Raw genomic sequence first — 23,014 nt, forward strand, 5'->3', positions numbered from 1 at the left:
TCCAGTCATTTATCTGCCGCCGGCAGAGACAGTTCATTCGACATTCTCGCCCTCAAACGCTGTGTTGGTCGTCGCAAACCGAGCAACCGAGTTGGAGTGCAATGATGTTGAAAGCGACGAAACGGGCGGGGCCCGGACCGAAACGACAGCGCGAGGGTGCCGCCGCTGATGCATCGGTGTTGGCCAGGCTGGCAGCGCTGAAGCGCATGTCGGTCAGGGAACTGAAGGCCGAGTGGGAGGCGCTGTTCGCCGCACCGGCGCCAAACAACAGCCGTGGCTATCTCGAGTTGCGACTGGCCTGGCGCGTCCAGGAACTGGCGCTTGGCGGACTTTCGCGCGAGACGCGCAAGATGCTGGATCTGTTGGCCGACGAGATCGACGGCGTATCCGATCGTAAAGCAATCATCGCCGATCCGCGCAATCCGGTCATCGGCACGCGGCTGGTTCGGGAGTGGGATGGTGTCGAGCACACGGTCACTGTGCTGCGCGATGGCTTCGAGTGGCAAGGGAGACGGTTCAAATCGCTATCTGCTGCTGCGCGCGCGATCACCGGCAGCAACTGGAATGGCTATCGGTTCTTTGGTCTTGGCAATGCGCGCAGGAGTGAACGATGAATATTCAACAGCCCCAGCGCCGCTTGCGCTGCGCGATCTACACGCGCAAATCTTCCGAGGAAGGCCTCGAGATGGAGTTCAACTCGCTCGATGCCCAGCGTGAGTCCTGTGAGGCCTATATCGCCAGCCAGCGCTCGGAAGGGTTCGCTGCCATTCGTGAACGCTATGACGATGGCGGCCACTCCGGCGGCACGCTGGAGCGACCCGCATTGCAGCGACTGCTGGCCGATGTCGAGGCAGGACTGATCGACGTCATCGTTGTTTACAAGATTGACCGGCTGTCGCGATCGCTGATGGATTTTTCCAAGCTGGTCGAGATTTTTGAACGCAATCAGGTGACGTTCGTATCGGTCACCCAGTCCTTCAACACCACGACGTCGATGGGACGTCTGACGCTCAACATCCTGCTGTCCTTCGCGCAATTCGAGCGCGAGGTGATTGGCGAACGCATTCGCGACAAATTCGCAGCTTCTCGCAAGAAGGGCATGTGGATGGGTGGCTATGTCCCGCTTGGCTATGATGTCCACGACCGGAAACTGGTGATCAATGAAGAGGAGGCCAAAACGGTCAGGATGATCTTCGAGCGCTTTGTGGCAATTGGATCGGCTACCACGCTGGCGAAGGCGCTGGCGGCCGAGGGCGTCGTCAACAAACGCGGCAGGCTGATCGACAAGGGCTTTCTCTACAAGCTGATCAACAATCGCATCTATATCGGCGAGGCCGTTCACAAGGGGACCAGTTATCCGGGCGAGCATGAGGCAATCATCGATCGCGAGTTATGGGAAGCGGTCCATTCGATCCTGAAGACCAGCCCTCGGCTGCGTGCTGCCGCGTCGAGAAACCAGACACCGGCGATGCTGAAGGGGCTGATTTTTACTGACACCGGCGCTGCAATGACGCCAACCGCGACGAAAAAGGGCAGCAAGCTCTATCGTTACTATACCTCGATGGACCTGATCCGGAACCGCCCCACCGATGCGGAAGGACCGCAACGGTTTCCTGCCGCGATGGTTGAGGATGCAGTTGTCGGCGAAATCCGTCGCATGATCGCCACACCTGAAATCCGAGCGCGAGCACTTGCCGCCCTGAAATCGGACATGCCGGACCTTGATGACAAGGCAGTGATTGCTGCGCTTGATGATTTCGACACGCTCTGGGCTTCGCTGTTTCCGGCCGAGCAGATGCGGATTGTTCAGTTGCTCGTGGCGCGCGTTACGGTTGGCGCATCAGGCCTTGCCGTCGATCTGCGTCATGACGGCATCAGCACGCTGGCGCGTCAGATATTGGAACCGCAGATGGAAAAGGACGCGGCATGAAGGAAAACACCATCCGCGTAGTCATCCCACTCTCTGTTCGCCGGAAGAACGGTCGTCCGAAAATCCTGCCACCAGCAGATCATGCGTCGACCGAGGCGCGGGTGCAGGACGCGCATGTGCTGCGCGCTATAGCTCGCGCCTGGAACTGGCGGCGCAGGATCGAACGCGGCGAGGCCTCGACCATCGCCGACATTGCCGACGCCGACAATGTCAGCGATCGCTTTGTCAGCCGGATGATGCGGCTGGCCTATCTTGCCCCGGACGTGCTGGAAAAGCTGCTCATCCACCGAACTCCGCCAGCGTTGTCGCTCAACAATCTGATGGTTGTCGCAGAGCGGCCGTGGTCAGAGCAGATGGAAGCGGTGTTCGGCACGTCATTAGGTTCTCTGCAGTTGAGCCGCCGCAGCTGATCGCCGCTTGGCGAACTTGTTGGTTGGCCTCCTGGGACTATTCCGCACCCAAGTCGGACAGCCTGAGCATGTCAGCCTGCTTCCTACCCTTAATGCCTCTGCGATCAGCAGAGCAAGCTCCCTAGCGGCTGGATACCGGAGATACGCTGATCGCATCCCCATGCCTATCCATTATCCCATGGTCGGATCGGTGAAGCTGGCTTGCACTTCACTCAATAGGTGATGCTAGTCAGAACCACGTAAAGGATCGTGGCGGCCAAGCCACCGACCATCAGTATCAGGAACCAGAGGGACGGTTCCGTTCTTATTCGATCAAGATATCGCATCGGATGCTGCCTTTTCGAGTAGAGCACATGCACCTCAGATCAGCCTGTTGTCCTCGGCCTTCTGGCGGGCGCGGCGGCGGGTGCCGTCGGTATCCGATTTTCGGCGCCGTTCAGCCGCCGCCTTGCGGATCTGCTCGAAGCGATTTTCTTCGATCTGCTTGAACGTCGGCTGCGTATCTGTCTTCTTCCCAAACAAGATCATTGCTGAAGTTCCTTCCTGTGGCGGGTGAAAACGCCCTGGCGTCTGCCTGAGCGCTTTAAGCGGGGGTATTATACGCCAAGCGCGGTGACACAGCCCTGGACTCCAAGCCGGTCGGCAGTCGTCTGGCCCGGCATAGTTGCCCAGCCACCGGCTTCGACGAACTGCCGTTTCTTGTAGCTGTCGGATATAGCCTTGAACTCGGCAAGTTTCGCGGCCGCATCCGGCGCTGCGTTGAACCGTTCAACGCATATGGCGGACGCCAGTTCGCCACGCGCCGTGTCGCCAGCGGTCACGGCCATCTTCTGTGACGTGCCGCCGGTGACCCAGCCGCCCCAGCTGAACCCGACCACGATCGTTGCTATCGCCGCGGCAATGCAGGCCCAGACCAGCATGGTCTTTGAAGGTTGGTAGTTCTCCCAACGGCTGGAGAGAGACGGGTTCGTTGTGCTCTGCGTAGCCATGGTGGTCTTCCTTCCAGATTGTGGTGAGGATTGCTTCATCCGACCGCGCCGGCCGAACGGTTCAGGCACTGCTCTCAGTATCCCATTCCACCCATGCCACCGTTGCCGGCCGTTAACGTGGTATCCTTCGCTGGGACGTCGGCGATCATCGCCTCGGCGGTGATCAGGAGCGCCGCGATCGAGCCGGCGTCCTGCAGGGCGGTTCTGACAACCTTGGCGGGATCGACGATACCGGCCTTGATCATGTCGACATAGGTTTCGGTCTGGGCATCAAAGCCCTGGTTGGGGTCCTTGCTGTCCGTGAGCTTGCCGACCACGATCGAGCCCTCGACGCCTGCATTCTCGGCGATCTGTCGGACCGGCGCTTCAAGCGCCCGCCGCACGATCAAAATGCCTGCAGTTATATCGGCGTTGTCACCTGTCAGAGGGGCAAGCACCGCTCTGGCACGCAGCAGCGCCACGCCGCCGCCCGGCACGATGCCTTCCTCGACAGCCGCGCGGGTGGCGTTCAGCGCGTCGTCTATGCGGTCCTTCTTTTCTTTGACCTCGGTCTCAGTCACGCCACCAACACGGATGACAGCGACGCCGCCGGCGAGTTTGGCCAGCCGCTCCTGCAGCTTCTCCTTGTCGTAGTCGGAAGTCGTTTCCTCGATCTGCGCCTTGATCTGACTGATGCGCGCCGCGATGCTTGGCTTGTCGCCGGAGCCGTCGATGATTGTCGTGGTATCCTTCTCGATCACGATGCGCTTGGCCCGACCGAGCATGTCGAGCGTGACGTTTTCCAGCTTGATGCCGAGATCTTCTGAAATCATCTGGCCGGCGGTCAGCACGGCGATGTCCTCGAGCATGGCCTTGCGGCGGTCGCCAAAGCCTGGAGCTTTCACGGCCGCAACCTTCAGGCCGCCGCGCAACTTGTTGACTACCAGCGTGGCGAGCGCCTCGCCCTCGACGTCTTCGGAGATGATCAGCATCGGTTTGCCGCTTTGCACCACCGCTTCGAGGATCGGCAGCATGGCTTGAAGATTGCCAAGCTTCTTCTCATGAATGAGGATGTAAGGGGCATCCAGTTCCACGCGCATCTTCTCGGGATCGGTCACAAAGTAGGGCGAGAGATAGCCGCGATCGAACTGCATGCCCTCGACCACGTCGAGTTCGGTGTCGGCCGTCTTGGCTTCCTCGACGGTGATGACGCCTTCGTTGCCAACCTTATCCATCGCACTGGCGATCATCTCGCCCACCGTCGCGTCGCCGTTAGCCGCGATCGTGCCGACTTGGGCGACCTCTGCCGACGACTTGACCTTCCTGGCGCGAGCCTGGATTTCCCTGACGACGGCAGCGACACCGAGATCGATGCCGCGCTTCAAGTCCATCGGGTTCATGCCGGCAGCGACCAGCTTGGCACCTTCGCGCAGGATGGAAGCGGCGAGAACCGTCGCGGTGGTGGTTCCGTCGCCGGCGAGGTCGTTGGTTTTCGAGGCCACCTCGCGCACCATCTGCGCGCCCATGTTCTCGAACTTGTCGGAAAGCTCGATCTCCTTGGCGACGGTCACACCATCCTTGGTGATGCGCGGCGCGCCATAGGCTTTGTCGATGACGACGTTGCGGCCCTTCGGCCCGAGCGTCACCTTGACGGCGTTGTTCAGCAGCTCGACGCCGCGCAGCATGCGGTCGCGAGCGTCATTAGAGAATCTGATTTCCTTGGCAGACATGATGTCGGGTCCAGTTCGGTTGTGAGGATCACAGGATCGGAAGCTGGCCGCTCAGGCACTTTTCCTACTCGCAGCTTCGGTCTTCTCAACGATTCCCATGATGTCACTCTCCTTCATGATCAGAAGGTCTTCGTGATGGATCTTGACCTCGGTCCCGGACCATTTGCTGAACAGGATGAGATCGCTCGGCTTGACGTCGAGCGGGATCAGCTTGCCGCTTTCGTCGCGGGAACCTGGGCCGACGGCGATGACCTCGCCTTCCTGAGGTTTTTCTTTCGCGGTGTCGGGAATGATGATCCCGCCTTTGGATTTGAGATCGCCTTCCGCACGTCGAATGACGACGCGGTCATGGAGAGGCCGGAATTTCATGTGGGTTCTTTCTGAGGCCGGCGCATAGGGCGGCCACCTCAGATACATAGCGGCTTTGGCACTCGAATGATAGGAGTGCTAAGTTTATTTCTTTAAAAAGACGGGATCGGTGAAATTTATATCGTTTCTATCGATGCGGCATTTGTTGTTTTCAATACGTATTTTCTGATTTTCAATGCGATTTGTTTTTATGGAAGAGCCATTATTCAATTCCAGATAAAATAATATCGACCCGCTCCTTGCTTACCGGGTAGGGACAGCCCATATATAAAACTCGTTGATTTGGCCGACTTGGCTTTTTGCGGTGTCAGAGACCCGCCATTCACCACCGAATTCTCGATAGCGAATGCATCAAGCGCCGACCCGGCGCGCATATCGCTCTGTTCGAACCTTGGAATGAACGCGCCGCTGACCACGGATGTACTGGCAGCACGGAAGTTCGTTCCGGTTCGAACGGGAATGATGCAGGAGGCGCGTTTGCGTGCTCCTGCGGAGTATCGACCATGACAACGCGCACCACACAAACCATCGTCCGGTTCTCCGCACCCTTCATGCTGCCCGGCTTCGACGCCGCACAGCCCGCCGGCGAATATCGCGTGGACCAGGATGAGGAACTGCTGGAGGTATCCTCCCGCCTTGCCTGGAGACGTGTAGGCGCCTTCATCCACCTGCCCGCCATCGGCATTGATGGCCACACACATCAGATGGCGCCGATCGATCCCGCCGATCTCGACGCCGCTCTCGAAAAGGATCACCAACAATCATGATATCGACCAACCCAATCCGACGCACAATCCGTCCCGCCCGCCACGAGGCTCCTGCTCATCTCTTCGCGATCGGACAGGCTGTCCGGCTCAAGGGCGGTTTCATGAGACCAGCTTTGCCCGCCGATATCTACCGCATAACCGGCAGACTGCCGGCACGGGGAGATTCACTGCAATATCGCATCCGCAACGACGACGAACGCCATGAGCGAGTGACGACGCAGGACAGCCTCGAGCCGGTCGACATGTCGCAATCCGGTAATGGCGCAACCCTCATCGAAAGGACGTTCGGACATGGCTAAAGGCCAGAAACGAAGCAATCGCGAGATCAGAAAGCCGAAGCAGGAGAAGGCTCGGCCAAAGCCTGAAAGCACCTTCGGCAACCAGATCAAGGTCGCTGCAAATGCCAACGCGTCACAAGGTAAAGGCAAGCGCTGAGGGAGTGCTGCTCCGGCTGAAAGAGCAATGGGCGCCATGAAAGTTGTCATCGAGTTTTACCGCACGCGGGAGACAGATGACGCTCATGCCGTCGTGGGCCGAGAGGCGGTAGAAGCCGTCGATCTCGCTAACGCCATTGAGATTGCGCAACTGCTTTCGCAGACGCTCGATATGCCTCAACGGCCCGACGCCATCGCGATCACCGACTTATCCGGTAACGTGCTATTTTCCGGCATCATTGATGCCGACGTGACCACTAGAGAAAGGCCACGATCATGACCCGATACATAGATGAAATCGAACGGGAGCGGCACGACCGCGCGATCGGCGTCTGGGACAATGAAGGCGGTGCATCCGCCCGCGCACCAGGCGACGAACAATATGGCCGCCGGATCGAAGCCGACCGATCCTGGACCATCTATCATGTCTTCACCGGCGTTCCAGCCAGCCGCGAAGGGCAGGAGATGATCGGCCTTAGCCACTCGGCCGCAACCGACGGGATGCTTTCCCTCAATCGTCGGAATGATGTGCGACGCAAGGAGCACATGAACGGGTTTATGCGTGTACCACTGCTGCTGCAAACAGTAAGGGCAGATCAACGATGACCCTTGAATTCCTGAATCCCAGCCGCAGCTTCGACGAAGTGCGCAACGCCATTCGCTTTATCGGGCACGACGGCATGTTCGAAGTGCCGTTCTTTGTCGAAGTGGAAGCGCTCGCCAGGTCCCCTGCTGAATTGCGCAGCACTGAGGTGTCGGAAGAGATGTATCTCTCGACCTTCGATGCGACGCGCAGTTCGATCCACGATGTCGCCCGCGAGGCCTACTCGCATCGTCGCCAAACCTCCTATACGCTGACCGCTGCCGATTTCCGGTAAAGACACCACTCAATGCTGATCCGCTACGGGTATGAGATCACACTGACCTGCCAGCAGCCGACCCCTTGGTTTGTGTTGTCGGGTGTCACTTCAAACCGGTAAGTCCGTTCCCCACACCTTCGCCGACTTTATTCTATAGATGCGATGTCGCGTCGTTGCATTGCGTCCTATTCCGCTAGGAAACGCCCACCTCTGGTGTCTCTGTTCAGGCTGGATGGTGAAAGCACCCGTTACAACTCGGGCGTTGTGCCATAACCGTAATACATTGAAATAACGTGATATTTTTTGACCGAACCCAATCGGGTGAGGTTCGCATGGTTTGAGACAAAAACCATTCAGAGACTGAAATTTGCGCTCGAGGCAGTCTCTGTGGTTCGGTCGAAACCGCTAACCACCTTTGAAATCAAAAGGAATTTCGTCGCTCAAATCGGGCTATTGGGAGTTTGCAATCTGATAGTGGCGGAGAGAGCGGGATTCGAACCCGCGATACGGTTCCCCGTATACACACTTTCCAGGCGTGCGCCTTCAACCACTCGGCCACCTCTCCGTCCTTGCGATCTACGACAGCCGGTTACGCTGCGCATGGGTTGGGGCAATCGCTCATCCCTATGGACTCTCCCGGCTGGGCCTGGGTGCCCTCAACCCGAGGGGCAACCTGTCCATCGCACCTGATGAACGAAGCAACAGGTGCGGGGCTCATCTAGTCGATCCAGCCGCGAATGCCAAGCCATAACCGACAAACAAATTTGGGCCGTGAAGAATGAGCGAGAGCAACGTCGTGCCCATGAATGCGGCACCCCCCGATACGGCCGGATATTCCACCGCATTAGGGCGGAAAGCAAAAGGCCCCGGCGTCTCCGCCGGGGCCTTGCGCGATAGGGGAAGCCTGGATCAGACCGAATAGTACATGTCGTATTCGACCGGATGCGGCGTCATTTCGAAGCGCATCACTTCGGCCATCTTCAACTCGATGTAGCTGTCGATCTGGTCGTCGTCGAAGACGCCGCCGGCCTTGAGGAAGGCGCGGTCCTTGTCGAGGTTTTGAAGCGCTTCGCGCAGCGAGCCTGACACGGTCGGGATCTTCTTCAATTCCTTCGGCGGAAGGTCATAGAGATCCTTGTCCATCGGCTGGCCGGGGTGGATCTTGTTCTTGATGCCGTCGAGGCCGGCCATCAACAGCGCCGCGAAGGCGAGGTATGGGTTCGCGCCCGGATCGGGGAAGCGGACCTCGACGCGCTTCGACTTCGGCGAGTTGCCGAACGGAATGCGGCAGGAGGCCGAACGGTTGCGTGCCGAATAGGCGAGCAGAACCGGGGCTTCATAGCCCGGCACCAGACGCTTGTAGGAGTTGGTCAGCGGGTTGGTGAAGGCGTTGATGGCCTTGGCGTGCTTGATGATGCCGCCGATGAAATAGAGGCAGCTCTCGGAAAGGCCGGCATATTCGTTGCCGGCGAAGGTCGGCTTGCCGTTCTTCCAGATCGACAGGTGCACGTGCATGCCCGAGCCGTTGTCGCCGAAAATCGGCTTCGGCATGAAGGTCGCCGTCTTGCCGTAGGCGTTGGCAACCTGGTGCACGACATACTTGTAGAGCAGCATCTTGTCGGCGTTGCGCACCAGTGCGTCGAACTTGACGCCAAGCTCGTGCTGGGCCGCGGCCACCTCGTGGTGATGCTTTTCCACGCGCACGCCCATTTCGGTGAGCACGGTCAGCATCTCGGAACGCATGTCCTGGCAGGAATCGATCGGCGGAACCGGGAAGTAGCCGCCCTTGACGCGCGGCCGGTGGCCGAGGTTGCCGGTTTCGTAATCGGTGTCGTCGTTGGACGGCAGTTCGGTCGAGTCGAGCTTGAAGCCGGTGTTGTAGGGGTCGGCCTTGTACTTGACGTCGTCGAACACGAAGAATTCGGCTTCGGGGCCGACGAAAACGGTGTCGCCGATGCCCTCAGCCTTCATGTAGGCTTCGGCCTTCTTGGCGGTGCCGCGCGGGTCGCGATTATACGCCTCGCCCGAAACCGGATCGAGAATGTCGCACAGGATGACCATGGTGGACTGGGCGAAGAACGGGTCCATGTGAACCGTCTCCGGGTCGGGCATAAGCACCATGTCGGATTCGTTGATGGCCTTCCAGCCGGCGATGGACGAGCCGTCGAACATGACGCCGTCGGCGAACATGTCTTCTTCGACTTCTGCCACGTCCATCGTCACGTGATGCAGCTTGCCCTTCGGGTCGGTAAAGCGCAGATCGACGAACTTCACGTCGTTGTCCTTGATCTGCTTCAAGATGTCGGCGGCTGTCGTCATGTCATGTTTTCCTGTGTGATGACGTTTTTTGTCTTGGGAGTTGCGAAATCAGATTGCGTCGATGCCGGTTTCGCCGGTGCGGATGCGAACGACTTCTTCGATGTTGGAGACGAAGATTTTGCCGTCGCCGATCCGACCCGTCTGGGCTGCCTTGCGGATGGCATCAACGGCCGGTTCGACCGACTCGTCGCCAAGCACCAGTTCGATCTTAACCTTGGGCAGGAAGTCGACCACGTACTCTGCGCCGCGATAGAGCTCGGTATGGCCCTTCTGGCGCCCGAAGCCCTTGGCCTCAATGACAGTGATGCCTTGCAGCCCGGCCTCTTGAAGCGCTTCTTTCACTTCATCGAGCTTGAACGGTTTGATGATCGCTTCGATCTTTTTCATGCCAGGCCTCCACTGCCAATTTCGCGGCTTGTTGTCCGCTCGCGCCACCTAAAAGCATGATCCGTGCCAGTTGGAGTGGGAGTGGCGCGATCGCTCGATTTCGAGGAAAATGCCCGAAAAACGCGAGATTTTGTCGGTTTTGCGCACAAGGTTGATAGATCACCACTGGGTCGAACGGGTTTGGCAAAATGGATTGCACATAAATTAAGCAGACGGGGTATTTATTGGGCAGTGCCCTTGATCCCATTTTCTCGAACTATGAGCGCTGCCAGCACCGAGGCCTCGCATTTGCCCGGCGTGAAAGCTGAAACAATTGTCGAGCCTCTTGACGGGAGGCTGGCAAAGCGGAACGACAAGCAATGTCCATTGAACTTCTTTCCCCATCCGAAATGGCTGAGGCGGATAGGCTTGCAATCGCATCCGGTCCGTTTGACGGCATCGGCTTGATGCGAAATGCAGGCGCGGTGGTCGCAGCCATTGTACTTGAGCGTTACCCCGATGCCGGAAAGGTGCATGTGCTGGCTGGCCCGGGCAACAATGGCGGTGATGGCTACATAGTAGCCCGCCTGTTGACTGAAAGTGGCGTGGCCGTTTCGTTGTGGACGTCGGGCAAGCCGCGCGAGAATAGCGATGCCGCCATTGCCGCTACCGAGTGTCCGGTAGTTGCCGCACCTTTGGCCGATTTCGTGCTGGAACCCGGTTCGGTCGTCGTCGATGCTCTCTATGGAGCAGGCCTGTCCAAGCCGCTAGAGAGTGATGCGGTCCGTGCCATCGAGAATGCAGCCAGCCTCAAGATTCCCGTCATCTCTATCGACCTGCCTTCGGGTGTATCGGGCGAGAGCGGGCAAGTACTGGGCAACGCATTTCATGCTGAGGTGACGGTCACCTTTGCCCGCAGAAAGCCCGGGCACCTCTTGCTCCCCGGCCGACAGTTCTGCGGCGAGGTGATCGTCGCGGATATCGGCATTGGCGACGCGGTGATTGACCGGGTAGGAGCCCGCACCTTCGAGAACACGCCTGATCTTTGGCAAAATGCGTTGCCGTCGCCCGCCGTCGATGCCCACAAGTACAAGCGCGGCCATGTCGGCATCTTTTCCGGCGGGCCGACGTCAACAGGTGCGGCGCGCCTCTCCGCATTGGCCGCAGCCCGCAGCGGGGCAGGGGCTGTGACGGTGCTGTCGCCGGCCAACGCCCTGATGGTCAATGCCGCCCATCTCACCTCGATCATGCTGCGCCAGCTGGATGATGTTGGCGAATTGCACAGCTTCATCGCGGATCGCCGCCCATCCGCATTCGTGCTCGGACCCGGCTTCGGTGTCGGCGACAAAGCTCGCGAGCTTGCGCTGGCCGTACTGGGCGACGGCAAGGGCCGCGCCGAAGGCGTCGAAGCGCTGGTGCTGGACGCCGACGGCATCACTGCCTTTCGCGACGCGCCTGCCTCTCTGTTCATCACCGCCGGCGCCCGCGATGCGGCGGCACTGGTGCTGACGCCGCACGAAGGCGAGTTCGCCCGGCTGTTTTCCGGGCTGGCAAAGGATGAAGGCCTGTCCAAGCTCGACAAGGCCCGCAAGGCAGCCGCCCGCTCGCATGGCGTTATTGTCTACAAGGGGCCTGGTACGGTGATTGCTGCTCCCGATGGCCGTGCGGCGATCAACGCCAACGGGGCATCATGGCTGGCGACGGCCGGCTCCGGCGACGTGCTGGCCGGTCTTATCGCAGGGCTTGTTGCACAGGGCATGCCGGCATTTGAGGCAGCCTGCGCCGCGGTGTGGATTCACGCCGAGGCCGGAGCCCGGTTCGGGGCTGGCCTGATTGCGGAAGATTTGCCTCAGGCGCTGGTTCCGGTACTGCGCGCATTGTTCGCCTCGAGGTGAGACGCTTCGCCTGGAAACCGCCGCGATGCTGCGGTTGACTTGGCGCCACCCTTCCGATTTACACCGTCAGCGACAAATCCCGACAGTTCGGACCTTTCCCATGCTTGAAAAGACCTATGACGCCAAGGCGGTCGAGCCGAAGATCGCCAAAATCTGGGAGGAGGCGGATGCCTTCCGTGCCGGCGCTGGCGCGGAAGAAGGCGCGGAGCCGTTCACCATCGTCATTCCGCCGCCGAACGTCACCGGCTCGCTGCATATGGGCCATGCGCTCAACAACACTTTGCAGGACATTCTGGTGCGCTTTGAGCGCATGCGTGGCAAGAACGTGTTGTGGCAGCCGGGCATGGACCATGCCGGTATCGCGACCCAGATGGTGGTCGAGCGCAAGCTGATGGAAAAGCAGATCCATCGCCGCGACATCGGCCGTGAGCAGTTCATCGAAAAAGTTTGGGAGTGGAAGGCGGAGTCGGGCGGAGCGATCTTCAACCAATTGAAGCGCCTTGGTGCTTCCTGCGACTGGTCGCGCGAGCGCTTCACCATGGACGAGGGCCTGTCCAAGGCCGTGCTCGAAGTTTTCGTCACGCTCTACAAGGAAGGGCTGATCTATCGCGGCAAGCGGCTGGTCAACTGGGACCCGAAGTTCGAGACGGCGATTTCCGACCTCGAAGTGGAGAACCGCGAAGTCGAAGGCCATATGTGGCACTTCAAATACCCGTTGGCCGGAGGCGAAACCTACACTTACGTAGAGAAGGATGGGGACGGCAAAGTCGTCTTCCAGGAAGAGCGCAATTACATCTCCATCGCCACCACCCGTCCTGAAACCATGCTTGGCGACGGCGCGGTCGCCGTTCACCCGTCCGACGAACGCTACGCGCCGATCGTCGGCAAGCTGTGCGAAATTCCTGTTGGACCGAAAGAACACCGGCGTCTGATCCCGATCATCAAGGACGAGTACCCTGATCCGGCCTTCGGGTCAGGCGCGGTCAAGATAACCGGCGCGCATGACTTCAACGACTACGAGGTCGCACGCCGCAACAGCATTCCGCTCTATCGTCTCATGGACACGACCGCGACGATGCGCAGCGACGGCGAGCCCTATGCTGCCTGCGCCGCGCGCGCTGTCGAAATCGCCCGTACCCGTGAGTTGCCGAGCGAGACGGACGTCGATGAGATCAATCTCATCCCGGAGGAATATCGCGGACTCGACCGCTATGAAGCCCGCAAGCGCATCGTTGCAGCCATCAACGCCGAAGGCTTGGCCGTGACGGTCAAGGACGCCGAGGGCAACGATATACCTCACGTCGAGAACAAGAAGATCATGCAGCCTTTTGGCGATCGCTCCGGCGTCGTCATCGAGCCGATGCTGACCGACCAGTGGTTCGCCGATGCTGCGACGCTGGCCCAGCCGGCGATTGCTTCCGTCCGCGAGGGACGTACCAATTTCGTGCCCAAGAACTGGGAGAAGACCTATTTCGAATGGATGGAAAACATCCAGCCGTGGACGATCTCCCGGCAACTCTGGTGGGGCCACCAGATTCCGGCTTGGTACGGCCCGGATGGGCACATCTTCGTCGAAAAGTCCGAAGAAGAAGCATTGGAGGCAGCTATCCAGCACTACCTCGCCCATGAAGGGCCGTGGAAGGCTTGGGTCGAGGAAAAGCTGGAGAATTTCAAGCCGGGCGAGATACTCACCCGTGACGAGGACGTGCTCGACACCTGGTTCTCGTCGGCGCTGTGGCCGTTCTCGACGCTCGGCTGGCCGGACAAAACGCCGGAACTGAAGACGTACTACCAGACCGACGTCCTGGTCACTGGCTTCGACATCATTTTCTTCTGGGTCGCCCGCATGATGATGATGGGTCTGCACTTTATGGAAGAAGAGCCGTTCCACACGGTCTATGTCCATGCGCTGGTGCGCGACAAGAACGGACAGAAGATGTCGAAGTCTAAGGGCAACGTCATCGACCCGCTCGAACTGATCGACGAATACGGTGCAGATGCACTCCGCTTCACGCTCGCCGTCATGGCAGCGCAGGGCCGCGACGTGAAGCTCGACCCGGCGCGCATTGCCGGCTACCGCAACTTCGGCACCAAGCTCTGGAATGCGACGCGCTTTGCGGAGATGAACGGCGTCGCGCGCAACGATGACTTCTGGCTCGGCGATGCAAAACTGGCGGTCAATCGCTGGATTTTGACCGAACTGACGCGCGTTTCGCGCGAAATCACCAACGGCATCACCTCATACCGTTTCAACGATGCGGCGAGCGCTGCCTACCGCTTTGTCTGGAATCTCGTCTGCGACTGGTATGTCGAACTGCTGAAGCCTGTGTTCATGGGCGACGACGAAGCCGCCAAGGCCGAAAGCCGCGCCTGCTTCGCCTTTGTGCTGGACGAGATCTACAAGCTGCTTCACCCAATGATGCCGTTCATGACTGAGGAGCTGTGGGCCGAGACGGTGGGCGAGGGGCGCGAGCGCTCGTCGCTGTTGTGCCACGCGGCTTGGCCGACGCCAGACTTCGAAGATGTAGAGGCGGCCGCCGACATTAACTGGCTGGTCGATCTTGTTTCCGGCATCCGCTCAGTGCGCTCGGAAATGAATGTGCCGCCGTCAGCAATTGCGCCGCTGGTGGTGGTCGGCGCTAACACCGTGACCCGCGAGCGGTTGGTGCGTCACGACACCGCCATCAAGCGCTTGGCGCGCATTGGTGAGGTTTCGGTAGAGGCGAGCGCTCCGAAAGGAGCGGCGCAGATGGTGCTGGGCGAGGCGACGGTCTGCCTGCCTCTCGGCAGCCTCATCGACCTCAAGGCCGAAGCAGCCCGCCTGCAGAAGGAACTTGCCAAGGTGACCGAGGAAATTGCTCGTCTGGCCAAGAAGCTTTCGAACGAGAAATTTGTCGCCAACGCTCCTGAAGAGGTTGTCGCTGCGGAGCGCGAGAAACTGTCCGAATATGGGGAAACGCAGCAGCGGTTGTCGGTGGCGTTGGAACGGGTTCGCGATGCAGCTTGACGGGGGAGAGATTCGCTCCGCCAGACTGCAATTGCGGCCATCTTTCGACCTTCCCCAAAGGCATGCCGCAACGTCAAAATTGACGTAAACGGAAGTTTACGCCCCATTGTTGCCTTAATGTGACATTTGGCGCCTCAACCCCTCGGAATCGGTGATTTTTTCACCGATTTGAGATCGTTTTGCTCGAAAGGGGATCAAGGCGGGCCCGAAATCGGCCATTTTTTCGATGCGCTTCGTGACCCGCCGCACACTGCAGGTTGCACGTATCTAGACCGTACTTGTACAGGCCGAAAAACGTTATTGCGCCGTTAACTTGAATTGGTTCTAGCTAGCCCCCGAGTGATTTCGGGGAGACAAAATCATGAATAAGATGCGTGTCAAAACGCTCCTTGGCGCAACCGCACTGTCGCTTGCCGCAATAGGCATGGCCCAAGCAGGCGGTTTGGAACGTGGCGGCTACAACATCGATCTCCTGTTCGATCCTGCCCCCGTGACCGGGGAAGTTTCGGGCACATATGTCATGCCGCAACGCAAGCTCAAGAACGTGGTAGATACGTCAACTGCGAACGGTTCGCCCGGCGGTGGCAACCTCAATTTCTTGCCCAATTCTGTCGAAGAATCGGAAGCCTATTTTGTTCCTCGCATTGGTTTCAAAGCCAGCATAGGCCAAGGCATCGATTGCATGGCTGACTATTCACAGCCTTGGGGTGTCCATTCCAACCCGGGTTTGAATTGGGCGGGCGCAAACAACAACGTCGAAACCAAGATCGAAAGCAACAACTACGCCGCAACCTGCTCGTACAAGATGGATGCCGGCAAGGGCCAGTTCCGGTTCATTGGTGGTTTGTTCTATCAAGAGGTCAGCGGCTTTAAGGAGCGCCTGGTGCAGATACTGCCGCCAGGGCCTCTCAACGGCATGGGTCGGTTGGAGCTCGAAGGTGATGGTGTTGGTTGGCGCGCGGGTGCAGCGTATGAAATTCCCGACATCGCTCTTAGAGCAAGCCTGGTTTACAACAGCGAAGTAGACCTCGGCGACATTTCCGGCACGCTGGATCTTTCGCAGGTCCCCGGTAGACCGGCGACACCGATTCCGGTGTTCGGCAATCAGTCGATGCCGCAATCAGTCGAGTTTAAGGTTCAGTCCGGTATTGCGCCCGGATGGCTGGCGTTTGGCTCAATCAAGTGGGTCGATTGGAGCGAAGTCGGTATCGTTAGCTTCTGTTCGCCGGCTATCAAGGCTCTTGGTCTCGCTTGTACCTACCAAGGAGCAGGCTTCACGACATCGCTCGACCTGCTCTATCGTGACGGCTGGACTGTGTCTGGCGGCATCGGTCACAAGTTCAACGACCAATGGAGTGGAGCTGCGACCCTGACGTGGGATCGAGGCACTACGACCGGCTTGAGCTCGCAGACGGATACATGGACTTTGGCGGCCGGAGCGTCATACACCCCGACGCAGAATGTCGAACTGCGGTTCGGTGGTGCTGTTGGTGTGTTGACCAGTGGCGAAACAAAGGTGCTCAGCTATCAGGGGGCGACCATTGACAATGGCATCTCGTACAGCTTCGGCAACGACGTGGTCACCGCTCTTTCGGCTTCGCTGAAGGTGAAGTGGTAAACAGTTCAGTTTCCGCTGTTTTTCGAAAAGGCCGGGCTTAGTGCCCGGCTTTTTTGCGCGACGTTTCTGGAACTTGAGCGGCGACGCGGAAACATCGCGGCCAACCAGCAATGCATGTGACGATTTTGCAACAGGCGTCCCCCATCCCATGTGCCGCTCGCGTGCGCCATGGAAATCGCCCACTTCCCGCCATAAACCCGGAGCACTTCGATAGGGCTTGGTAATTTCTACCCAGCTAAAGTGAAGGCGGGCCTGGATAGGACCTCAAGGAACAGCATGGAAGTCACGGTGGGTTCTCGCACGGAAATGGCGATACTTCGGGCCAACGAAGGTCCTGTCGCCGTGCGCCGTCTGCCGCGTCCTGCATTCTACCGCGCCTTTTCGCGCATACCGGGCCTCATCCGCTCTTGCGTGTTGTCAGCTGTCATGGCCTGCGCGAGCTTCGCCGCAGTCGAGCAGGCACTTGGATTCGATGAGAAGGTGTTCGACGACAAAACCGGCGTGAAACCGCAGTCGAGCCCGTGGGCGGTGTTTCAGTTCGGTTTCTCTGCCTACAAGAGTGGCCACAAGGATCAGGCTGTCGAGGCCTACAAATATGCCGCCGAGAAGGGCCAGATCGGTGCGACCTGGAAACTTGCTCGTATGTATGCCGAAGGTGATGGCGTCACCCAGAACGACTACGAAGCCTACAAATTCTTCAGCGAAATTGTCGACCAGGACGTAGAACTTGGTTCGCCTGAGGAAAGTTATGTTTCCGACGCTCTGGTTGCATTGGGCGATTATCTGAAGAGTGGCATTCCTGGTAGTCCTGTGAGTGCCGATCCTGTTGCGGCGCAGGAATATTTCATGCGCGCCGCCGCGACCTACCGCAATCCGAACGCCCAATACGAAATGGGCAAGATGTTCCTCAACGGCGAAGGCGGGGTGAAGGCCAGCGCCAAGCAGGCTGGCCGTTGGCTGCAGCTTGCGGCGGAAAAGGGCCATGCCGGCGCTCAGGCGACGCTTGGCAATCTTCTATTCCACAGTGGCAAGGTGGTGCGTGGACTGGCCATGATGACGGCGGCATTGGAGCGGGCGGCTCCTGTCGACCAACCCTGGATTCGCGGAATGCAGGAAGAAGCCTTCGCACTGGCTCCTGAAGCCGACCGTCGCACGGCGATTGCCCTTGCCGACGACATGTTGACCAAGGGCATCAATCAGTAGTTATCCCGTTTCCACGGTGTTTTGCCGGTCTCGCGAGCCACGAGCTCGCAGGCGCGGTTTTTAGCGCCTGCCATTTCCTCACGATTTGCGCCAAGACAACGTTGCTCCCCGCACCCTCGGCTAAGGATGCTGCCGTAGGCGCATGCCCATTTGTATTTTTCGGCATGTGGCTGCATCGTCAGCAGACCTGAACCTGACTGTGTTGTTCAGTCATCATTTCGAATTGGTGCGTTCTGGATGTAATCTTCCTGAACGAAGTTTGGCGGGCACTTCAATCCAACGAGTGAGGGATTCGATCATGTTTCAACGACAATGGAGCCGGATAATGCCGGGGGTGAGAAACATTGCCGGCATGGCAATGTTTGTCCTGGCCTTTTTCGCCTTTACGGCTGTTTCGCAGGGGCAGACCCATCAGCATGCCGCGCCGGTCGAAACAGTGCAGGCGCAGGCAGATACTGCCGCGGAACCGGCGGCACCCGCGCAGTCGCAATCCACGGCAGCGCCCGTCGTCAGCTACCATTCGCCCACCACCTTCACGCTTAGAACCGGCATCGCCAGCGGGCGCATGGTCTACATAGGCGTTGGCGGCAACATTGACGGTCAGGTCAATCCCACCTTGGTAGTTCACGAAGGTGAGTTGGTTCAGATAAACCTGATCAACGGCGAGGGCGCCGAGCATGATATCGTGCTCGACCAGTATGCCGCGCGCTCTGCAATTGTCGTTGGCAAAAATGCGTCTTCGACATTCTCCTTTGTCGCCAACAAGGTAGGTGAGTTTGCCTACTTCTGCTCCATTGCAGGTCACCGTGCCGCTGGCATGGAGGGACTTGTCAGGGTCTTGCCGGGTGAGCGCGAGAGCACGGACACCGATGCGGCCGACATCGTGCGCGATCCCGCCGACCTGCCGGGACCGATCGGTCAACGTTCCTCGCAAGTCGTACGTGTCGACTTTGAAACAGTCGAACTCAAGGGCAAGCTCGATGACGGCACGTCCTACGTTTACTGGACCTTCAACGGCAAGGTTCCGGGGCCGTTTGTGCGTGTTCGCGTCGGCGATACTGTTGAGGTTCACCTCAAGAATGCTTCCGACAGCGTCATGATGCACTCGGTCGATTTCCATGCGGCAACAGGACCAGGTGGCGGAGCCGAATTCACCCAGACCGCGCCGGGCGAGGAGACAGTCGTCACCTTCCAGGCGTTGAAGCCTGGCATTTATGTCTACCACTGCGCGACGCCGAGTGTTGCCCACCACATTACCAGCGGCATGTACGGACTGATCCTCGTCGAGCCGGAGGGCGGGATGCCGCAGGTAGACCGCGAATTCTATGTGATGCAGGGCGAGCTCTACACGGTCGATCCATTCGGCACACAGGGTGAGATGGAAATGGACTACGACAAGCTCATTTCCGAGCGGCCAGAATATTTCCTGTTCAACGGCTCCGTCGGCGCCCTCACCAAGTCACACCCGCTCTATGCCAACGCAGGAGAAACGGTGCGCATCTTCTTCGGTGTCGGCGGCCCGAACTTCACTTCGTCGTTCCACGTCATCGGTGAGATTTTCGACCATGTCTATACGCTGGGCTCAATCACTTCGCCGCCGCTGACAGGAGTCCAAACCGTCACCGTTCCGCCCGGCGGAGCCACCGTCGTCGACTTCAAGATCGATCGCGGGGGCCACTATGTTCTGGTCGACCACGCCCTGTCTCGTGCCGAGCGCGGACTCGCCGGCTACCTGATCGTGGATGGTCCGGAAGAAGACGCCATCATGCACAAGGGGCCGCCGAAGCAGTAAGCTTTGACAGTCCTGAACAAACGAAACGGCCCGGGACTTATGTTCCGGGCCGTATCCGTTTTATCCTGGAATCAGGCTGCTTTCAGATTGAGGTCGATTGCGACCGGCACATGGTCCGACGGCTTTTCCCAAGCCCGGACATGCTTTTCCACTGAGGCCGATCCGAATCGGTTTGCCGCTTCCGGAGACAGCAATAGGTGGTCGATGCGGATGCCGTTGTTTTTCTGCCATGCGCCAGCTTGATAATCCCAGAACGTGTAGACGTCCGGCGCGTCCGTCGTTGCACGTATTGCTTCGGTAAAGCCCAGGTTCTTCAATCGGCGGAAGGCCTGCCGCGTCTGTGGTTGGAAAAGCGCGTCACCCAGCCAGTTCTCAGGGTGTTTCGCGTCGATCGGCTCGGGAATAACGTTGTAGTCGCCGGCAAGCACCAGTGCTTCTTCCAGCGCAAGACGCTGCTTTGCCCAGCGCTCGAGTCTGTCCATCCACGCCAGCTTGTAGGGAAACTTGACCGGGTCATCGATCGGATTGCCATTGGGCAGATAAAGCGAGACGACGCGCAACGCGCCTTGATCCGTCGAGAACACGCCTTCGATGAAACGCGCCTGTTCATCGGCTTCATCCCCAGGCAGCCCTCGATTGACCTCATCGAAGCGAAGCTTGGACAGGATGGCGACGCCATTGAACCCCTTCTGGCCATGCGTTTGCACATTGTAGCCGAGCGCTTCGATCTCAGCGCGCGGGAACTGATCGTCGACCGACTTGATCTCCTGCAGGCAAACGATGTCTGGCGCGCTTTCGCCCAGCCAATGCGTCAGGTTGCCGATACGGGCACGCACGCCGTTGATATTCCAGGTAGCGATCTTCATGAAAATCTCGCGACTATTTCAAACAGTTCTTGATGGTACAAAACTCGAAACGAGTCGATCCTGCACTATCGCCGTGATTGATGGAACCGGTTTCCAACCACGGCCCGACTGGGGAGGAGGAAACCATGTCGCAAACGTTGCATCCCGTCGACGAGGTCTTGCCTGCACCGAGATTGTTTACGCTCGGTCTGCAGCATGTTCTTGTCATGTATGCTGGCGCTATTGCCGTGCCGCTTATCGTGGGCAGGGCGCTGCAGCTTGAGCCGGCTGACGTCGCATTCCTGATTTCGGCGGATCTGTTTGTGTGCGGCATCGCCTCGATCCTGCAATCGCTTGGCGCCACGCAATGGTTTGGCATCAAGCTTCCGGTCATGATGGGCGTTACCTTCGCCGCGGTCGGCCCTATGGTCTCTATGGCCATAGCAAACCCCGGTGTTGAAGGCGCTCGCATGATATTTGGCGCCATCATTGGCGCTGGCATCATCACCATTCTTATCGCGCCGTTCGTCAGCCGTATGCTGAAGCTGTTTCCGCCAGTGGTGACGGGAACCATCATTCTGGTCATCGGCGTGTCGTTGATGAAGATCGGCATCAACTGGATTTTCGGCCTGCCAGTCGGCCCGACAGCGCCTAAGATCGTCAACCCCGAGCATGCTGCATGGCTGCAATCGATAACCGGAGCAGCGACTGCCACTGGTTCGACGGTTCCGGCGGTGCCTGCCGGTCTGGCACTGGCGCCTACGGTGCCGAATGCGGCCTATGCGCCGGTTTCCAATATCGTCCTGTCACTCGTAGTTCTGGCCGTCATCATCGGCGTTGCCCGCTATGCCAAGGGCTTCTTGTCGAATGTCGCGGTTCTGGTTGGCATCGTCGTCGGCGGTCTGATCGCCGCTTCTCTCGGCATGATGCATTTCGAAAAGGTGGCGAACGCCGCGTGGTTCGCGCCGATCATGCCATTCCACTTCGGCACTCCGATCTTCGATCCGATCCTTATCGTGACCATGGTGCTGGTGATGGTCGTGGTGATGATCGAATCGACCGGCATGTTCCTGGCGTTGGGCGAAATGACCGACAAGCAGATAACCCGACCCATGTTGTCGGCCGGCCTCAGGATGGATGGTCTTGGCACCATGCTGGGCGGCATCTTCAACACCTTCCCCTACACCAGCTTCTCGCAGAATGTCGGCCTCGTCGGGGTCACCGGCATCCGTAGCCGCTTCGTCTGCGTTGCCGGCGGCGTCATCATGGTGGTGCTCGGCCTCATCCCGAAGATGGGGGCGCTGGTGGAGGCGTTGCCGACGGTGGTGCTTGGCGGTGCCGGTATTGTCATGTTCGGCATGGTTGCCGCGACCGGTATCCGTATTCTCTCGGCCGTGGACTTCAAGCGCAACCGCAACAATCTCTTCATTGTCGCCATTTCGCTTGGTTTCGGCATGATTCCAGTAGTTGCGCCGGATTTCCATATGTGGCTGCCCAAGACCATCGGCCCGCTGGTCGATTCAGGTATCTTGCTGGCCTCGATCGCATCGGTTGCGCTCAACCTTGTCTTCAATGGCGCAACCGGTGACGCAGAGGGATTGCGCGAAGCGGCAATGTCCGCTGAAGCCTAGGATTTGACGATACTCTGATTGAAAAGGCCGCCGAGAGGCGGCCTTTTCAATTCTGCCGGCGCTCGACCAGGCCGATCGTGTTGCCGGCAGGGTCCTTGAGAAACGCCATCCACTCGAACTCTCCAGCCGGTCCGAACTGGCCTTCCTTGTCGTGGTGGACAAGCGCGGGTGGGGCGGTGAAAGGCACGCCCGCAGCGTTTGCTGCCGCGTGGAAAGCCGCAAGCTCGCTCATATCGAGATAAACGGTTCCCGGCGGCACGCCATCGGTAAAGAACAGCCGCACGCCATGGGCCACTATGAATGCGATGCCGGGTGGATCGTAGCGTGCATGGACGGAAAGGCCGAGAACATCGCGCCAGAAATCCAGCGTCGCATCGAGATCGCGTCCCGATGACAGCGCGACCTGACGGACCGCGCCAACCGCCGGCATGTCTAGACGGAGAAACTGGTGCCGCAGCCGCACGAAGCGACGGCGTTGGGATTCTTGATCTGGAAAGACTGGCCCATAAGGTCGTCGACGAAATCGATTACCGATCCGCCCATGTACACCAAGGACAAGTCATCGATCAGAACGGTGGCGCCGTCCTGCTCTATGGCGACGTCGTCATCGTTTCGGTTCTCGACAAGGTCGAACTTGTAGGAAAAGCCGGAGCAGCCGCCGCCCTCGACGGAGACCCGCAAAGCGATCTTGCCGGGTTCGTTGGCCATGATCTTGGCGATGCGTTTGAAGGCGGCGTCGGTTACATCAACCTTCATGGCAGTCTTTGCGTCAGCGCCCATGGGCGTCACCTTGCGTTTCAATCTTACTGATAGGTATGAAGCTCTTGTCGCCAAGTCAACAAGTTGGCAAGACCGGGCGACGCGATGGTG

The 23,014-nt window shown here is 59.0% G+C and carries 24 protein-coding genes, 1 tRNA gene and 1 pseudogene; 16 read left to right on the forward strand and 10 right to left on the reverse strand.

The window, feature by feature from the left end:
- The first annotated feature begins 104 nt into the window (after positions 1-104).
- From ASD50_RS21090 to ASD50_RS21100, 3 genes are read left to right on the forward strand one after another with little or no spacing between them, the layout of a single operon-like run.
- Positions 105-614, forward strand: coding sequence for a DUF2924 domain-containing protein (locus ASD50_RS21090; protein ID WP_082549789.1), 510 nt, complete (start codon positions 105-107; stop codon positions 612-614).
- Positions 611-1,930: a recombinase family protein gene (locus tag ASD50_RS21095; RefSeq protein WP_056245998.1), complete on the forward strand. Its 1,320-nt coding sequence runs from the start codon at positions 611-613 to the stop codon at positions 1,928-1,930. Before ASD50_RS21090 ends, ASD50_RS21095 begins: the two co-directional genes overlap by 4 nt.
- Positions 1,927-2,340 carry a hypothetical protein gene (locus tag ASD50_RS21100; protein WP_056246001.1) on the forward strand — a complete coding sequence of 138 codons (414 nt, stop codon included), beginning with the start codon at positions 1,927-1,929 and terminating at the stop codon, positions 2,338-2,340. Before ASD50_RS21095 ends, ASD50_RS21100 begins: the two co-directional genes overlap by 4 nt.
- A 360-nt stretch (positions 2,341-2,700) precedes the next feature.
- Here ASD50_RS21100 and ASD50_RS23570 read toward each other — a convergent pair whose 3' ends face one another.
- The 4 genes from ASD50_RS23570 to groES all read right to left on the reverse strand — a co-directional run bounded on the left by ASD50_RS23570 (position 2,701) and on the right by groES (position 5,407).
- Positions 2,701-2,868, reverse strand: coding sequence for a hypothetical protein (locus tag ASD50_RS23570; protein WP_164480453.1), 168 nt, complete (start codon positions 2,866-2,868; stop codon positions 2,701-2,703).
- 68 nt (positions 2,869-2,936) lie between these two features.
- Positions 2,937-3,329, reverse strand: coding sequence for a hypothetical protein (locus ASD50_RS21105; protein ID WP_056246005.1), 393 nt, complete (start codon positions 3,327-3,329; stop codon positions 2,937-2,939).
- 74 nt (positions 3,330-3,403) lie between these two features.
- On the reverse strand, positions 3,404-5,038 hold the full coding sequence (groL, locus tag ASD50_RS21110; RefSeq protein ID WP_056246008.1) for a chaperonin GroEL: 1,635 nt from the start codon (positions 5,036-5,038) through the stop codon (positions 3,404-3,406).
- A 51-nt stretch (positions 5,039-5,089) separates the two neighbouring features.
- Complete coding sequence (gene groES / locus ASD50_RS21115) at positions 5,090-5,407, reverse strand: co-chaperone GroES (protein WP_056246359.1); 318 nt, start codon at positions 5,405-5,407, stop codon at positions 5,090-5,092.
- A gap of 503 nt (positions 5,408-5,910) precedes the next feature.
- Here groES and ASD50_RS21120 point away from each other — a divergent pair.
- From ASD50_RS21120 to ASD50_RS24350, 7 genes and pseudogenes are all read left to right on the forward strand, one after another.
- Positions 5,911-6,174, forward strand: a complete 264-nt coding sequence (locus tag ASD50_RS21120) for a hypothetical protein (protein ID WP_056246011.1) — start codon at positions 5,911-5,913, stop codon at positions 6,172-6,174.
- Positions 6,171-6,473, forward strand: coding sequence for a hypothetical protein (locus ASD50_RS21125; RefSeq protein ID WP_056246015.1), 303 nt, complete (start codon positions 6,171-6,173; stop codon positions 6,471-6,473). Before ASD50_RS21120 ends, ASD50_RS21125 begins: the two co-directional genes overlap by 4 nt.
- Positions 6,466-6,609, forward strand: coding sequence for a hypothetical protein (locus ASD50_RS23575; RefSeq protein WP_164480454.1), 144 nt, complete (start codon positions 6,466-6,468; stop codon positions 6,607-6,609). The genes ASD50_RS21125 and ASD50_RS23575 overlap by 8 nt, the downstream gene beginning before the upstream one ends.
- Before the next feature lie 36 nt (positions 6,610-6,645).
- Entirely contained in the window at positions 6,646-6,888 is a 243-nt protein-coding gene (locus tag ASD50_RS21130; RefSeq protein WP_056246361.1) for a hypothetical protein, read from the forward strand.
- Positions 6,885-7,214 carry a hypothetical protein gene (locus ASD50_RS21135; RefSeq protein ID WP_056246018.1) on the forward strand — a complete coding sequence of 110 codons (330 nt, stop codon included), beginning with the start codon at positions 6,885-6,887 and terminating at the stop codon, positions 7,212-7,214. The genes ASD50_RS21130 and ASD50_RS21135 overlap by 4 nt, the downstream gene beginning before the upstream one ends.
- Positions 7,211-7,486 carry a DUF1488 domain-containing protein gene (locus tag ASD50_RS21140; protein WP_009452373.1) on the forward strand — a complete coding sequence of 92 codons (276 nt, stop codon included), beginning with the start codon at positions 7,211-7,213 and terminating at the stop codon, positions 7,484-7,486. The genes ASD50_RS21135 and ASD50_RS21140 overlap by 4 nt, the downstream gene beginning before the upstream one ends.
- 12 nt (positions 7,487-7,498) lie before the next feature.
- Positions 7,499-7,626 (forward strand): annotated as a pseudogene (locus tag ASD50_RS24350) (transglutaminase family protein); the annotation flags it as partial.
- Positions 7,627-7,943: 317 nt separating this feature from the next.
- On the opposite strand, the gene ASD50_RS21145 reads toward ASD50_RS24350, so the two are convergent.
- The 3 genes from ASD50_RS21145 to ASD50_RS21155 all read right to left on the reverse strand — a co-directional run bounded on the left by ASD50_RS21145 (position 7,944) and on the right by ASD50_RS21155 (position 10,174).
- Positions 7,944-8,033 (reverse strand) — tRNA-Ser (locus tag ASD50_RS21145).
- 344 nt (positions 8,034-8,377) lie between these two features.
- Positions 8,378-9,787 carry a type I glutamate--ammonia ligase gene (gene glnA, locus ASD50_RS21150; protein WP_056246021.1) on the reverse strand — a complete coding sequence of 470 codons (1,410 nt, stop codon included), beginning with the start codon at positions 9,785-9,787 and terminating at the stop codon, positions 8,378-8,380.
- Positions 9,788-9,835: 48 nt separating this feature from the next.
- Entirely contained in the window at positions 9,836-10,174 is a 339-nt protein-coding gene (locus ASD50_RS21155) for a P-II family nitrogen regulator (RefSeq protein WP_056246024.1), read from the reverse strand.
- A 359-nt stretch (positions 10,175-10,533) separates the two neighbouring features.
- Here ASD50_RS21155 and ASD50_RS21160 point away from each other — a divergent pair, with 359 nt between their 5' ends.
- The 5 genes from ASD50_RS21160 to nirK all read left to right on the forward strand — a co-directional run bounded on the left by ASD50_RS21160 (position 10,534) and on the right by nirK (position 19,668).
- The gene (locus ASD50_RS21160) at positions 10,534-12,048 is read left to right on the forward strand and encodes a bifunctional ADP-dependent NAD(P)H-hydrate dehydratase/NAD(P)H-hydrate epimerase (RefSeq protein ID WP_056246027.1); all 1,515 of its coding nucleotides are present in this window, start codon (positions 10,534-10,536) and stop codon (positions 12,046-12,048) included.
- Between the two features lie 100 nt (positions 12,049-12,148).
- Positions 12,149-15,055 (forward strand): valine--tRNA ligase, encoded by a 2,907-nt coding sequence (locus ASD50_RS21165; protein WP_056246030.1) that lies wholly within the window; start codon positions 12,149-12,151, stop codon positions 15,053-15,055.
- 361 nt (positions 15,056-15,416) lie between these two features.
- Positions 15,417-16,673: an OmpP1/FadL family transporter gene (locus tag ASD50_RS21170; protein ID WP_056246032.1), complete on the forward strand. Its 1,257-nt coding sequence runs from the start codon at positions 15,417-15,419 to the stop codon at positions 16,671-16,673.
- Positions 16,674-17,099: 426 nt separating this feature from the next.
- Positions 17,100-17,876 carry a tetratricopeptide repeat protein gene (locus ASD50_RS21175; protein WP_056246364.1) on the forward strand — a complete coding sequence of 259 codons (777 nt, stop codon included), beginning with the start codon at positions 17,100-17,102 and terminating at the stop codon, positions 17,874-17,876.
- A gap of 325 nt (positions 17,877-18,201) precedes the next feature.
- Positions 18,202-19,668, forward strand: coding sequence for a copper-containing nitrite reductase (gene nirK, locus ASD50_RS21180; RefSeq protein WP_056246035.1), 1,467 nt, complete (start codon positions 18,202-18,204; stop codon positions 19,666-19,668).
- A gap of 71 nt (positions 19,669-19,739) precedes the next feature.
- On the opposite strand, the gene xth is transcribed toward nirK, so the two are convergent.
- Positions 19,740-20,534 carry an exodeoxyribonuclease III gene (gene xth / locus ASD50_RS21185; protein WP_056246038.1) on the reverse strand — a complete coding sequence of 265 codons (795 nt, stop codon included), beginning with the start codon at positions 20,532-20,534 and terminating at the stop codon, positions 19,740-19,742.
- A 125-nt stretch (positions 20,535-20,659) separates the two neighbouring features.
- On the opposite strand from xth, the gene ASD50_RS21190 reads away from it, so the two are divergent.
- A complete protein-coding gene (locus ASD50_RS21190; protein WP_056246367.1) occupies positions 20,660-22,144 on the forward strand; it encodes a nucleobase:cation symporter-2 family protein in 1,485 nt (494 codons plus the stop codon).
- Between the two features lie 46 nt (positions 22,145-22,190).
- Here ASD50_RS21190 and ASD50_RS21195 read toward each other — a convergent pair whose 3' ends face one another.
- Entirely contained in the window at positions 22,191-22,574 is a 384-nt protein-coding gene (locus tag ASD50_RS21195; protein ID WP_056246041.1) for a VOC family protein, read from the reverse strand.
- Positions 22,575-22,576: 2 nt separating this feature from the next.
- On the reverse strand, positions 22,577-22,924 hold the full coding sequence (gene erpA, locus ASD50_RS21200) for an iron-sulfur cluster insertion protein ErpA (RefSeq protein ID WP_056246045.1): 348 nt from the start codon (positions 22,922-22,924) through the stop codon (positions 22,577-22,579).
- Positions 22,925-23,014 lie beyond the last annotated feature (90 nt).

Source organism: Mesorhizobium sp. Root552 (genome assembly GCF_001427285.1).
Taxonomy (GTDB): Bacteria; Pseudomonadota; Alphaproteobacteria; order Rhizobiales; family Rhizobiaceae; genus Mesorhizobium.